12 protein-coding genes are annotated in these 13,969 nt (G+C 63.6%); 7 read left to right on the forward strand and 5 right to left on the reverse strand.

Annotated features, from left to right (window positions below; all coding sequences use genetic code 11):
* The first annotated feature begins 571 nt into the window (after positions 1 to 571).
* From ACH196_RS15550 to ACH196_RS15560, 3 genes are all read left to right on the forward strand, one after another.
* Positions 572 to 2,335, forward strand: a complete 1,764-nt coding sequence (locus ACH196_RS15550) for an adenylate/guanylate cyclase domain-containing protein (protein WP_396647818.1) — start codon at positions 572 to 574, stop codon at positions 2,333 to 2,335.
* 90 nt (positions 2,336 to 2,425) lie between these two features.
* Positions 2,426 to 3,172, forward strand: a complete 747-nt coding sequence (locus ACH196_RS15555) for an LssY C-terminal domain-containing protein (protein ID WP_396647819.1) — start codon at positions 2,426 to 2,428, stop codon at positions 3,170 to 3,172.
* 39 nt (positions 3,173 to 3,211) lie between these two features.
* Positions 3,212 to 4,519 (forward strand): hemolysin family protein, encoded by a 1,308-nt coding sequence (locus ACH196_RS15560; protein ID WP_396647820.1) that lies wholly within the window; start codon positions 3,212 to 3,214, stop codon positions 4,517 to 4,519.
* 666 nt (positions 4,520 to 5,185) lie between these two features.
* Here ACH196_RS15560 and ACH196_RS15565 read toward each other — a convergent pair.
* Positions 5,186 to 5,791, reverse strand: a complete 606-nt coding sequence (locus tag ACH196_RS15565) for an NADPH-dependent FMN reductase (protein ID WP_396647821.1) — start codon at positions 5,789 to 5,791, stop codon at positions 5,186 to 5,188.
* Positions 5,792 to 5,877: 86 nt separating this feature from the next.
* Here ACH196_RS15565 and ACH196_RS15570 point away from each other — a divergent pair, with 86 nt between their 5' ends.
* Entirely contained in the window at positions 5,878 to 6,291 is a 414-nt protein-coding gene (locus ACH196_RS15570) for a winged helix-turn-helix transcriptional regulator (protein ID WP_396647822.1), read from the forward strand.
* Between the two features lie 41 nt (positions 6,292 to 6,332).
* Here the strand turns inward: ACH196_RS15570 and ACH196_RS15575 are convergent, their stop codons facing one another.
* Positions 6,333 to 6,728 (reverse strand): acyl-CoA thioesterase, encoded by a 396-nt coding sequence (locus ACH196_RS15575; protein WP_396647823.1) that lies wholly within the window; start codon positions 6,726 to 6,728, stop codon positions 6,333 to 6,335.
* 178 nt (positions 6,729 to 6,906) lie between these two features.
* On the opposite strand from ACH196_RS15575, the gene ACH196_RS15580 reads away from it, so the two are divergent.
* The 3 genes from ACH196_RS15580 to ACH196_RS15590 all read left to right on the forward strand — a co-directional run bounded on the left by ACH196_RS15580 (position 6,907) and on the right by ACH196_RS15590 (position 11,510).
* A complete protein-coding gene (locus ACH196_RS15580; RefSeq protein ID WP_396647824.1) occupies positions 6,907 to 8,523 on the forward strand; it encodes a GMC family oxidoreductase in 1,617 nt (538 codons plus the stop codon).
* A 16-nt stretch (positions 8,524 to 8,539) separates the two neighbouring features.
* A complete protein-coding gene (locus tag ACH196_RS15585; protein ID WP_396647825.1) occupies positions 8,540 to 9,751 on the forward strand; it encodes a mandelate racemase/muconate lactonizing enzyme family protein in 1,212 nt (403 codons plus the stop codon).
* Between the two features lie 361 nt (positions 9,752 to 10,112).
* Positions 10,113 to 11,510, forward strand: a complete 1,398-nt coding sequence (locus ACH196_RS15590) for a hypothetical protein (protein ID WP_396647826.1) — start codon at positions 10,113 to 10,115, stop codon at positions 11,508 to 11,510.
* Between the two features lie 6 nt (positions 11,511 to 11,516).
* Here ACH196_RS15590 and ACH196_RS15595 read toward each other — a convergent pair whose 3' ends face one another.
* From ACH196_RS15595 to ACH196_RS15605, 3 genes are all read right to left on the reverse strand, one after another.
* Entirely contained in the window at positions 11,517 to 12,389 is an 873-nt protein-coding gene (locus tag ACH196_RS15595) for a hypothetical protein (protein ID WP_396647827.1), read from the reverse strand.
* Positions 12,390 to 12,508: 119 nt separating this feature from the next.
* The gene (locus tag ACH196_RS15600; protein WP_396647828.1) at positions 12,509 to 12,748 is read right to left on the reverse strand and encodes a hypothetical protein; all 240 of its coding nucleotides are present in this window, start codon (positions 12,746 to 12,748) and stop codon (positions 12,509 to 12,511) included.
* 184 nt (positions 12,749 to 12,932) lie between these two features.
* On the reverse strand, positions 12,933 to 13,898 hold the full coding sequence (locus tag ACH196_RS15605; RefSeq protein ID WP_396647829.1) for a hypothetical protein: 966 nt from the start codon (positions 13,896 to 13,898) through the stop codon (positions 12,933 to 12,935).
* Between the last annotated feature and the right edge of the window lie 71 nt (positions 13,899 to 13,969).

Raw genomic sequence — 13,969 nt, forward strand, 5'->3', positions numbered from 1 at the left:
GCTCCGGCATTTTCGCCTCGGCTGGCCCGGTCTTAAGCACTCGTCCAGTGCGCCCCGACCGTAGTGTCGGGGGAGGAACCTTCGGACGCGGCCTCCCCGGCCATGCTGCTTCGTCAGCAGCATGACGGAGGCGCCGGTTCCTCCCCGCTTACGAACGACTCCGGAAGCGTTCCCGGCAGGAGAAACTGCGGAGGATTATGAGGCAGGTTTTGGGGACGGGGATGAAATGGGCAGAAAAAACGCGCCGTTGAATTTTCTTTCGAGCAGATGAAGTTCTCTAAGCATCGAGAATCGCTATCGTTTTTTGACTCCTACAGGTCGGTCGTGGCCGACGTTTTCCGCGAAAACAAGGGAAAGCCGTCCCCCTCGATCAGATCTGTGATATGGCGCGCCCGGCTCATCCAGGTTCTATGCGGACAGCGATGGGCAATACCATCGATTGGCAACTGCCAGCGCCGCAGCTAGCCCGGACCGGCGACAAGCGGCAACGGCGTCCAGACGATCGTTCCGAATAGGCTTGGAGGCGAGCGCCGATCGATTTACAAAGCAGTCCCGCAAGGCGCTCGCGCGAATGGCAGACAAACAAATCCAACGCCGGCTCGCCGCCATCCTGGCCGCCGATGTCGTCGGCTACAGTCGGCTGATGGAGCGCGACGAGACCGCCACGCACACGCAGCTCACGGCACGCTGGAGGGAGGTGCTGGATCCCCTCGTCGAGCGGCATCTCGGCCGCATCTTCAAGCGGACCGGCGACGGCGTCTTCATCGAGTTTGGCAGCGCAGTCAACGCGGTCGAATGCGCCGCCGCCTTGCAGCGCGCCATGGCGTCCGCGAATGAGGGCGTCCCGGACGGCCGCGCGATCGTGCTGCGCGTCGGCGTCAACCTCGGCGACGTGCTGGTCGAAGGTAGCGACCTGTTCGGCGACGGCGTCAACCTTGCGGCCCGGATCGAGACCCTGGCCACGCCCGGCGGCGTCGCCATCTCTGACAACGTCCACCAGTATGTACACGGGCGGGTCGGCATCGACTTCGCCGACAGCGGCCACCACGAGGTCAAGAACATCGCGAGGCCGGTCCATATCTGGAGTTGGTCGCCGGACGGAGCGGTGGTGGCCGCTCCTCTGCCCTCGCCGGAGCCGCCGCCATCCCTGCCCGACCGGCCGTCGATAGCCGTTCTGCCCTTCGACAACATGTCCGGCGATCCCGAACAGGGTTACTTCGCCGACGGCATCACCGAGGACATCATCACCGACCTGTCGAAGGTCTCGGGCCTGTTCGTCATCGCCCGCAATTCCTCCTTCGCCTACAAAGGGACCAGCCCGGACGTGCGCAAGGTGAGCCGCGAGCTTGGCGTCCGCTACGTGCTGGAAGGCAGCGTGCGGCGCGCCGCCAACCGCATCCGGATCAACGCCCAAATGATCGACGGCACCACCGGCGGCCACCTGTGGGCCGACCGCTTTGACCGCCAGGTCGAGGACATCTTCGAGGTCCAGGACGAGGTGACGCGCACCATCGTCACCGCCTTGAGGGTGAAGCTGACCGATGGCGAGGAGGCGCGGCGCGAAAGCCACGCCAAGATCGAGCCCGAGGCCTACGACCTTCTCGTGCGCTCCCGCCAGGTGGTGCTGCAACTCTCGCCCAAGACGGCGGTAGAGGCGCGCGGCATGCTGGAGCACGCGCTGGAGATCAATCCCGGCCTGGCGCTTGCCTACGCCCGCCTGTCGATGATCGCTTTCGCCGACTACGCAAACCAGTGGAACGGTGCCACACCGGATAACCTGGACCGGGCGCTGGAACTGGCGCGCAAGGCGATCGCCACCGACGAGACGGAACCGCAGGGCTATATCGCGCTGGCGCTGGCGCTGTCCTGGCTGAAACGCCTCGATGAGGCCGAGCCGGCGGCCGAACGCGCCATCGCGCTCAGCCCAAATCTCGCCGACGCCTATGTCGGCCTCGGCAACATAAGGGATTTCCAGGGCCGCTTCGAGGATGCGGTTGCGCTCTACACGCGCGCCCACCGGCTCGACCCGCAATTCGACATGGCGCTGAATTTCCTCGGCCGCGCGCTGCTGGCGCTGGGGCGCTACGACGAGGCCGAGATCGCCTTCAAGCGCCGTCTGCTGCTCGCCCCGCGCTCCGACATGACGAGATTCTACCTCGCCTGCCTCCATGGCCTGACGGGGCGATACGACGAGGCACGGCGCTATTGGAGCGAGGTGCTGGAGGTCAATCCCGGCTTTTCCGTCGAACACCTGAAGAGCGCCCTGCCCTACCGCGATCCGCATCAGATCGACCGATGGGTCGAGGGGCTGAGACAGGCCGGAATCAAGTTCTGAGGCGACCAGGCTGGCCCCTGATCGGTCCTGAGCCGGCTTTCGGTTGCCGCATCTTGCCGCTATTCTCCCCTCGGCATGAGGACGGGGACAATGCGCCGGAAAACAGTTTCAGCGACGCTTTCAGTGCTGCTCGTGATCGGCATAGCCTATGGTGCGGTTGCCTATTTCGCCTTGCCCGAATTCTGGACGGTGCATGACCGCCACCTCGCCGACCGGATCAGCAATTTCCTGACGACAACGCCGCAAGGCATTCCGGGCGACCCGATCAATGTCGGTCTCGTCGGCACGAAGGAAGAAATGCTGCGCGCCTTCGCCAAAGCGGGATGGAGTGCGGCGGATCCCATTACCTTGCGCAGTTCGATCGACATCGGGCTCAGCGTCGCGCTCGACCGGCCTGATGACGACGCGCCGGTAAGCACCCTGCTCTACGAGGGCAGGCGACAGGACCTGGCCTTCGAAAAGCTGGCCGGGGAAAGCGCCGATAGACGCCACCATGTCCGCTTCTGGAAGACCGCGGTGCTCGACAATGACGGCCGGCCGCTCTGGCTGGGCTCCGCGAGCTTCGATCGCGGCGTCGGCTTCAGCCACGATACCGGCCAGATTACCCATCACATCGCCCCGGACATCGATGCCGAGCGCAACAACGTGATCGACAGCTTGCTGGAAGCGCATGTGATTTCCTCGGTCGACGAGGCTGTCGGCATCGGCAAGACCACCGACGGCCACAATGGCGGCGGCGACCCGTATTTCACCGACGGCATGATCAAGATCGGCGTGCTTGTACCGGAAGATGCAACCGCGGCTTCTTCGCCGCAAGCCGGCCCAAACAGCGACTGAGCCTTTTCGAGGGGGGCCGGCGGATGCTAAGCAGCGTCCATGCTTTATGTTGAAATCGGCATCGTGGTCGTCCTCATCTGCGTGAACGGCCTGTTGGCAATGTCCGAGCTTGCCGTCGTCTCCTCGCGCCCGGCGCGGCTGAAGGCGATGATCGACCGCCACGTCAAGGGTGCCGACCGAGCGCTGAAGCTCGGCGCCAATCCGGGAAAATTCCTGTCCTCGGTGCAGATCGGCATCACGCTGGTCGGCGTTCTGTCCGGCGCCTTCTCCGGCGCGACGCTGGGCGAGCGCCTGTCTGGTGCCCTGGAGGGTGCCGGGGTTCCCGAGCGGATCGCCGCATGGCTCGGCGTCGGCATCGTGGTCGCGCTGATCACCTATGCGTCGCTTATCGTCGGCGAACTGGTCCCCAAGCAGATTGCGTTGCGCAATCCTGAAGGCATCGCCGCGCGCGTCGCCCCGGCGATGACGCTGCTGGCGACAATCGCCGCGCCGCTGGTGTTCCTGCTCGATATTTCCGGCCGCGCGGTCCTGTGGCTGCTCGGCCAGAAGGGCCAATCGGAAGAGAAGGTCACCGACGAGGAGATCAAGATGCTGGTCGCAGAGGCCGAGCATCACGGCACCATCGAATCCGACGAGCGGCGCATGATCGCCGGCGTGATGCGCCTCGGCGACCGCGCCGTGCGCGCCGTGATGACGCCGCGCACCGACGTCGACTGGATCAACCTCGCCTGGGACGAGGCGGCGATCCGCAAGGCGATCACCGAAACCGAACATTCACGGCTGCCGGTAGCCGAGGGATCGGTCGACGCGATGGTTGGAGTGGTCCAGACGCGCAGCGTGCTTGCGTCGATGCTTGCGGGAGCCAAGCTCGACATCACGCGCCATATCCGCTCCGCGCCGATCGTCCACGACCAGGCGGACGCGCTCGACGTGCTGGCGACGCTGAAGGAATCGGAAGTGCCGGTGGCTCTTGTCCACGACGAGTACGGCCATTTCGAAGGCATCGTCACCCCCGCCGACATCCTTGAGGCGATCACCGGCGTGTTCCGCTCAGACCTCGAGGCCGAGGAGGAGCCGTCGGCGGTGCAGCGCGAGGACGGTTCCTGGCTGCTCGCCGGCTACATGCCGGCCGACGAGATGCGCGATCATCTGGGCATAGACATTCCGGAGAACCGCGACTACGAGACCGTCGCCGGCTATATCCTGTCGCAATTGCATCACCTGCCCGCGACCGGCGAATGCGTTGACGCGCAGGGCTGGCGCTTCGAGGTCGTAGACCTCGACGGACGCCGCATCGACAAGGTGATCGCGTCCAAGCTTCCCGGCGTGCATCGCCGCGCCGGCTAAGCCGGAATAGACTCTGAAACCAGCGGCTTGCGCTGAGCCGATGAATCAAGCCAGCAGCCAGTTGAATCGGAATATCAGCGGCTTCATCCACCGCGCGAGCATGACGGATCCAGCCTGTTGGAGCCCCTTTAGAGGCTCTGCGTCCGATCGCGAGAAACTGGAAAGATCGCTCATCTGAATTTGCCGCCTTGATTTGAACGCAGTCCATCCCTAGCTACGGGCATCGGCTGCCCAACACCGGGTCGAATGTTCTTCGGGATACGAGGTCAAGGTTCCTCGGCAGGGCGGCTGAATTGATCCGATCGACGGTTCGCCGACCATGAATGTACCGGCGGCGTCTCAAGTCTCGGAAACGAGGGAAGCGGGCTTAGGCCCGCTTTTTTGTTGTCCGCGACAGACGCGCTGCGTGCTTTTTCACCCTCGCGACCTTCCGCAGGGTAAATTCGACTTTCGGATAAACGGCCGGCGATTAAGCTAATTTTCACCATGGGCCACCATTGTCGCGGGCCTGCGGTCATGTATTGAGTACCGTGGTGCTTCGGCACCCAGGCAACAGCCCGTCGTCCCGCGAGGGTCGACGGGTTTTTCGTATGGCCGTGCCGGCAACGCCGATAAAGCAAGGGCGACCCGAAGGCCGCCCCGCAAATCCCGACAAGAATCGGCGGATCAGGCCGCCCGGGCTTCCTCGGCCTGGATGTCGGCTTCGCGCGCTGTCTTCAGGGCCTTCGACCACCAGGAAATGTCGTTGAGCAGGCCCTTGGCCGCCTGGTTCAGGTGCTCGAATTCTTCCAGCTTCTTGCTGCCGTTCATAACCTGCGCCATGTCGGCCCAGACGATGTGGACGGCATTGCGCACCGGCGCCATCTGCAGTTCGACCGCATGCAGGCGAAGCTGCTCGATGGCGCGGGCACCGCCGACGCCGCCGTAACCGACGAAGCCGACCGGCTTCTTGTTCCACTCGGTATAGGCGTAGTCGAGCGCGTTCTTCAGCACGCCGGTCGGGCCGCGGCTGTACTCGGCGGCGGTGAAGATGAAGCCGTCGAAGCTACCGACCTTCTTCTGCCAGCGCTGGGCCACTTCGCTCTTCGGCGGAACATACAGCGACGAGCCAACCTCGTCGAAGAAGGGGAGCGGGAAGTCGCGCAGATCGACGACCTCGATTTCGATGTCGTGATGCTCGGCGGCGAGCTTGGCGAACCATTCGGCGGGCTTGTCGGCGAAGCGGTTGGCGCGTGTCGAGCCTATCACAAGGGCGATTTTCGGTTTAGACATTGCAAGTGACCTCTTGAAATCTGGTATCTTAGGGATACCGACGCTATATAGGATACTGACAAAGATTGCCGCAAGGAGGCACTTTTTTGAAACCTAGGCACCAGCACCTCAGTGAGGATTGCCGCGCCGTCAGCGGCGTGCTCAACCGTGTCGGCGACAAGTGGACCGTGCTGGTCGTCACCAAGCTCGGCCCGGGCCGCATGCGTTTCAGCGAATTGCGCGGCGCGGTCGGCGGCATATCGCAGAAGATGCTGACCGCGACGCTGCGTGGCCTGGAGCGCGACGGTTTTGTCGTGCGCGAACAGTTCCCGACCATTCCGCCGCGCGTCGAGTACGAACTGACCGACCTCGGCCGCGAATTGCTGGAACCGGTCACCGCGCTCGCCGAATGGGCGCGCCGCAACGGCGAACGTGTCGCAAGGGCGAGGGAGCGATTCGACAAGGCCACGGGCAATGTTGGCAAGGGCGACTGGGACGAAGCGGAAGAACTTCGGCTATAGCCGCAGGGTCTGCCGGGCTTCGACGCAGCATCCCTACTGCCCTACTCCGCCGGCACCGCCTTCGGCCGGCCTTCGCTATCCAGCGCCACCATGATGAAATCCGCGTCTGTGACCTTTTCCATCAGGTCGCTCAGATAGCGCTGCGCCCAGGCTTCGACCTTGAGCGTCATCGAGGTGCGGCCGACTCGCGTGACATGCGTGTAGATGCAAAGCGTGTCGCCGATCTTCATTGGCTTGGCAAACGACATCTCCTTGACCGCCGCGGTCACCACCCTGCCCTTGGCGCGCTCGGCGGCGCGGATACCACAGGCAAGGTCCATCTGCGCCATCACCCAGCCGCCGAAGATGTCCATCGCCGCATTGGCGTCCGACGGCATGGCCAGCGTGCGCAAGGTGAGTTCGCCGGTGGGTTCCTGCCCATTCGCGTAGTGGACCATCGCGCTCCCTCCCTAATCTTCCGACTGCCCTAACCGCAGCGAAGGGAACGGTCAACGCGGCTTTGCCCGGCCGCCCGGTCGCATTTCTCACAGCCCATGCCGGAAGACCCCGCTACCGTTGAAGTGGCGGCCCGATAGACTGACGAAGATCATCGCTCATCGGGATTCCCGCGCCTTCATGCAGACCTACGACTTCATCATCGTCGGCTCCGGCTCCGCGGGATGCGTGCTGGCCGAGCGCCTGTCGGCAAGCGGGCGATTCTCCGTGCTGGTGCTGGAAGCCGGCGGCACGGATCGCCGTTTCTTCGTGCAGATGCCGCTCGGCTACGGCAAGACCTTCTACGATCCCGCAGTCAACTGGAACTACAAGACCGAACCCGATCCCGGACTGGCCGGCAATGCCGACCACTGGCCGCGCGGCAAGGTTTTGGGCGGGTCGAGCTCGATCAACGCCATGGTTTGGATCCGTGGCCATCAGGCCGACTACGATTCCTGGCGGGACCAGGGCAATCCCGGCTGGGGTTTTGACGAGCTGCTGCCCGCCTTCAAGGCGATCGAGGACAACGAGGCCGGCGCCGACCGGCTGCGCGGCAGAGGTGGGCCAGTGCATGTCACCGACTGCACGAAGCTGGTCCATCCGCTCACCGCGCGCTATCTCAAGGCCGCCGAACAGGCCGGGCTTCCGCAAAATCCCGACTTCAACGGTGAGACCCAGGAAGGCGTGGGCGTCTACCAGATTTCGACCCGCGACGGCCGCCGCATGTCGGCGGCGCGCGCTTTTTTGCGCCCCGCGATGAATCGGCCGAACGTCCACGTCGAGACCGGCGCGCTGGCGACAAGAATCTTGTTCGAGGGCAAGCGCGCCATCGGCATCGAATTCGAACAGAACGGCGCACGGCAGACGGTCCGCGCCGGCCGCGAGGTGATCCTGTCGGCCGGTTCGATCAACTCGCCGCAGCTTCTGCAATTGTCGGGCATAGGCCCGGCGGACCATCTGAAAAGCCTGAGCATCGACATTTTGCACGCCAACGAAAATGTCGGGCGCAATCTCGAGGACCATGTCGGCATCAACTACACTTATAGGGGACGCGAGGCGACACTCAACCAGATCCTGCGGCCCTGGTGGGGCAAGCTTTGGGTCGGCATGCAGTATCTGTTGCTGCGCACTGGCCCCCTTTCGCTGTCGATGAATGCCGCCGGCGGGTTCTTCCGTACCGATCCGCAGCAAGCGCGCCCCAACATGCAGCTCTATTTCCAGGCCTTTTCGACCGTGAAGCCGAAGGCCGGCGAGCGTCCTATCCTCACCCCCGACGACTGGCCGGGTTTTTCGATCGGCCTTTCCAATTGCCGGCCGACCAGCCGCGGCGAGATCATGATTCGCTCGAAGAATCCGCGCGATTATCCAAAGATCGTCGCCAATGCCTATTCGACCGAAGAGGATGTCGCCGAGATGCTGGCGGCGGTGAAGTTCGTGCGCAAGATCGCCACGCAGCCGGCCATGGCCGAAGTGATTGTGGAAGAGGTCCTGCCCGGCCCGTCGATCACGTCCGACGAGGATTTGATCCTCGATTTTCGGAAGCGCTCCGGCACGGTCTACCATCCCGTCTCGACATGCCGCATGGGTCCGGACGCGGCGAAGGCAGTGGTCGATCCGCGGTTGAAGGTGCATGGGTTGGAGGGCCTGCGCATCGTCGACGCCTCGATTTTTCCGGACAACATTTCCGGCAACACCAACGCGCCATCGATCATGACAGGATGGAAAGGCGCTGAACTGGTGCTGGAGGATCACAAATGACCGCTGAGGGCATCCGATGAAAATCACCGACGTAAAGACCTGGGTCGTCGGCAATCCGCCGCCGGGCATCGGCGGCCGCTATTTCATCTTCGTCAAGCTAACCACCGACTCCAACGTCGTCGGTTACGGCGAAGCCTACAGCGCAACCTTCGGCCCGCATGTAACGGCAAGGATGATCGAGGACATCGCGGCGCGCTACCTCGTCGGCCGCGACCCGCACGACATCGAGACTTTTTTCCGCCGCGCCTATTCTTCCGGCTTCTCGCAGCGGCCCGACATTTCGGTCATGGGTTGCGTCTCGGCGCTGGAGATCGCCTGCTGGGACATCATCGGCAAGGAAGCCGGAAAACCCGTCTACAAGCTGCTCGGCGGCCAAGTGCACGAGACCCTGCGCAGCTACACCTATCTCTATCCGAATTCCGGCAGCGTCGTGCCGGTCGAGGCCGGGCCGGTGAACGTCTACAACGATCCCGACCTCGCCGCCGCCTGCGCGCTGGAATATGTGCGCCAGGGTTTCAACGCGGTAAAACTCGACCCGGCCGGACCCTATACGGTCTATGACGGCCACCAGCCGCGCCTCCACGACATCGACCTGTCGGCCCGGATGGTGAAGGCGATCCGCGAGGCAGTGGGTACGAAGGCGGACATTCTGTTCGGCACCCACGGCCAGTTCACCGCTTCCGGCGCGCTACGCATGGCCCGCGCCATCGAGCCCTACGATCCGCTGTGGTTCGAGGAGCCCGTGCCGCCGGACATGCCGGAGGTGATGGCCGAGGTGGCACGCGGCACAAAGATCCCGATTGCCACGGGCGAGCGGCTTACCACCAAATTCGAGTTCGCACGTGTCATCGAGAACCGCGCCGCCACCATCCTGCAGCCCGACCTCGGCCGCTCCGGCGGCATTCTCGAAACCAAGAAGATCGCAGCAATGGCGGAGGCCTATCACATACAGATCGCGCCGCACTGCTATTGCGGACCGGTGGTCGGCGCCGCCAACATCCAGCTTGCAGTGACACTGCCCAACTTCCTCATCCTCGAATCCCTGAAGCAATGGGACGGTTTTCACGAGACGCTGCTGAAGAAGAAGATCGAATGGCAGGACGGCCGCGTCATCCCCTCGAAGGAGCCCGGCATCGGCGTCGAGCTCAATGAAGCGGTGTGCGACACGCATCCCTACGATGGCGCCCTGCTGCATCTCGAAATGACGCAGGAAGCCCTCTTTCCCTGAGCCGGAAGGCTGGCGGTCGGGCCGCAGTCCGCTCCGCGCCGCTCGGCGGCGTGGATTGTCCGATCATATAGACGGCGCAGATGGGCGGCGGATTCTGATACCCGCTCATCGACGGATGTTTCCATATAGAAAAGTATAATTTAAATATTATAACGACGAACTTCTAGAGTAAACTGCAAGATATATTGTCCGGATAAGCTCAATGCCTCAGCGAGCGGCGGCCTGCAAACGGCCGTTTACTATACGAAAACCTGCTCCCAAAGGGGCTATTCCCATGTGCGTCAAACGCGCTATGCTTACTTAACGATAGGTAAACGATCGCCTGCGCGATCGAGAGTTGTAGTATCAGGGGGTAGTCGCCATGAATCTCGCAAACATCCTGACACGTCGGGATCCGTTGAAGCGGGCGTTCGTAACGCTGGAAGACGGTATGTCCAATGTCCTCAACGAGGAATTCCTGCTGCCGCTCGACGAGGCGGATGATGCGCCCAGGCAAGACCTTGTCGATAGTCTTGAGCCGGTCAGCGAAGAACAGGCAAGCCTGGAGTTGCCGGAGCAACCGGTGATCGAACATGGTGACCGCGTCACCGCCCACACGCAGGGCCGGCTTGCCGGCTATTCCGCCTTTGAAGAGGCGCGCGCCCGCACCCAGGACGATCTGAACCGCATCGGCGAGGCGCTGGCGAGTATCCTTGCCGCGCAGCACATGAGCCGCGACTTCGTCAACGATGCCTTCGCCGACATCCATCGGGCCAATGACCTGGAGAACGGCAACGCCGCCTACGCCGCTGAAAACCGCCGGCTGCTGGAGCGCGTCGACAAGCTTGAGCGGCTGCGCGCCCGCTACGACCAGCTCGTCGAGGTGTTGAAGCGTCGGGAAGCGAAGCTGCTCGGCGAAGCGGAGACGATGCGTGAGACCATCGGCGGCCTTCGGCTCGACGTGGTCGAGGCGCGCAACACCATCGTGCGATGCGAATCGCTCTATGGCGAGCTCCAGACGGCCCACGCCGCCCGTACCAACGAGGCGGAGCGCTTCATGCGCGAATCCGAGATGCTGCGTGAGAAGAATGTCGGCCTTTCGGTCGAGCTTGACCTCACCCAGAAGAAGCAGGCGGAATCCCGCCGCCGGGTCGAGGAACTGTCGGGCATGCATGCCAGTGACTCCGCCCGTCTTGCCGAGATCATGTCGCGGCTCGTGGCGGAGGAAGCGGACGGCACGCGCCTGCAGAAGCTGAACGACGCACTAGAGGCGAAACTGATCGAAGCGAACGAGAATGCCGCCAGGCTGGTGGCCGAACTGGCCGAGCGCGACAAACGGTTCCAGAGCGAGAACCAGGCGCTGCGCGGTGAGATCCAGACCCTCAACGCCCGCCTCCAGAGCGCCGCCAGCGAACAGCGCGACGCCGTCTCGGATGTGACGACGCTGCGTTCCAGGCTGAACGACATGGAGGCGGATCGGCAGGTGCTGGAGAAGCGGCTCACTGCGCTGAGCGGCGAAACGGACGACGAACGCCAGGTGCAAGCCGAGGCAGTGGCGGAAGAACCCGCCAATGAGCAGCCGGCCCACGATGAAACCGAGTACATGCGCAACCAGATCACAGAATTGCAGGCGACCGTCGCCGAACTGAAGCAGTATGAGAGCCTCTACACGGCGGCCAAGTCACGCAAGGCAAAGGCCGAAGCCGCCACTGGCTTTACCGTCGAAGGCGGCAAGGTCATTCCGGAATTCGCCCAGATGAAGCAGGCCGGCAGCGCCTGATGGCCGTCAGACGGGCGCGCGCTCCGCTCGCCCGCCGTCGGTGACGAGCAGCAGCAGCAGCGATACGACCGTCAGCACGGCGAAACCGCCGGCATAGAGCGGCGGCATCGGCAGGCCGGCGGCCTTGTTCATCAGGCAGGCCGCAACCACCCCTGCCCCATAGGCGCCGGCAAACACCAGTGAAAGCCTCGCCCGCCCCGCGTCACCGCGTGACAGCAGGAACGCCGCCGCTATGGTGAACAGCATGGCCGCGATGAGGCGGGACGACAGCGGATCCTTCGCCCAGTTGAAAACCAGCGGGTAATTCGTCGAGGGCGCCGCGAACAGCGCCAGTCCCCAGATACCCAGCACGATCCCGGCAATCAGCAGCCAGGCCGAGATCGGACCGCTTGGCGCGCCGCCGCTGCCGGAACCGGCCGACCGCGACAACGTCAGCAGCGAACCCACCGACAGGACGACGACGACCGCGAAAAAGCCGTAGGTGACCGGCGCGGTGAAGTCGAACCGGTCCAGATGCAGCAGCACGACGGCGACCGCCAGCGGCACCAGATAGATGGGGATCAGCGTCAAATAGAGCCGGGTGCGCGCCTCGCTCGGCCGATCCAGCACCACGATGCCGGCCAGTCCGAAGGCAAATGCTGCGGCGGCCAGCATGCGCGAGGCGACTGGCGGCAGATCCCAGGCAAAACTCGGCGTCAGGTCGAGCCACCAGAACGGCGCGCCGACAATGCCGCCGACCGCCGTCGACACCAGGACGAACCGAGCAACCGCCCCCGAGCCGGACGGGCCGAGATCGGCGCCGCCCCAGCGGCGGAAACCGAGCGTCAGCGCGATCAGCAGCAGGATCACCGCAATCGCGAAAAGGGCGGCGTCGGACATATGTGGTCCCCCGGACGGACGAAGGATGTCACGTATCGCGACCGGGAAATAGCACCCGCATGCGCGGCCGAAGTAAAAATGGCCGGGCTCCCCGCCCGGCCACCTTCGAGGCTGCCCGATCAGTTCATCTTTTCGACCATCGTACCCATCTTGTTGCTGTCGGTCTCGATCTTGACCTTGTCGCCGGCCATGACGTTGTCGAGCTTGACGCTCTCATTGGTCATGACCGACATGCCGTCTTCAAGCACGATCATGTGCTTGGCCATGTCGACTTCCTTCACCGTTCCCGTCATCTCACCGGCAAAGGCGACAGACGACAGCAGCATGCCGAGAACGGCCAGTCCCGCGGTCCTTTTCATGTGATGATCCTCCAGAGGCGCCCGGCCAGTCCGGGCGACAGAAGGACGATAAGCCAGCCGAGGTCGCCACGCCAAACACGACAGATCACGATTTATGGCAAAAAATTGTGTTATTTCAAAAGGTTATTTCTAACCTGGCAATGTAACGAAAGCCCTGCCAGCTACGAATAAGCATATTCGGTCGTCACGCTTCATCGCCGCTGCCGACCTTGCGCACCAGCGCCGCCGTGGCGAGCAGCGAGGCCATGTCGGCGATGATTGGCTCGACATGCGCCTTGTAGTCGAGCGGCACGGAAGCCGGCGGCAGTTCGAAGAAATCCTTCGGCGTCGGCAACAGCAGGAAGCCGTCATTGCCGCGCAACGCCACGCGCGCCGGCTCGCCCGGCCAGGCCTCGCCGAGCCATTGCAACGCCTGCGCCAGACGTCCGCGCACCAGCGGCTGGGCCGCCTCGGCATTGTCGGTGCGGAACTCGTATTTTTCGTCGATGGCGGGAATGCCGCTTTCGACTTCATCGACGGACGCTCCGAAAAGCCCGCGGAAAAAGGAGACCACATGGTTCTCCTTGCGCGTCGCGACCAGCAGGCCCGGAAACGGCTGTTCCGTCTCGAAAGCCATGACCACTCCGTGAAACAGGGTGGTTTCAACCTTGCCGACCTTGTCCTTGAGCGTTGCCTCATAGAGTTCGAAGCTGAAGCCATGGTAGACGCCGGCGATCACGTCGTCGAAAGTCTGGCGATCGAAGTCGCCCACGACCTCGGGCGGCAGCCGGTCGAACGATTCCGGCCTTATGCCCTTGCCGTAGCGGAGGTTGTCGATGAAACCGAAGACGATCGGCAGCAGTTTCGAGCGGAAGGATTGCTGCAGGTCTGCGGCCGGTTTACGCGCCCGCCAGTAGAGGACGAAAGCCAGGATGACGCCGACGACATAGAGAAAGACATGCGGCGTCGATGTCCACTGCTCGAACGGGTCGGCGAAGCGGTTGAAGACGAGCGCAAGCAGCCAGACGGCCGCGGCCAGCAGCAGGAGAAAGAGCGGTACGCGCCACATCACCTTGCGGTGCGCAGAGACGCGATCCCGCTCGTAGCGGGCGATGTCCTGCCTGATCGAGGCGATCATTTTTTCGTCCGGCAGGAATTCCTGTGCGTCCATGATCCCGCTCCCATCGCTGGCCGGCATCTTTTGGCGATCACTGCGGGCTTTGCAAGCGGCGTCGGCCGACA

The sequence above is a fragment of the Mesorhizobium sp. IMUNJ 23232 genome (assembly GCF_044326205.1).
Classification (GTDB): Bacteria; Pseudomonadota; Alphaproteobacteria; order Rhizobiales; family Rhizobiaceae; genus Kumtagia.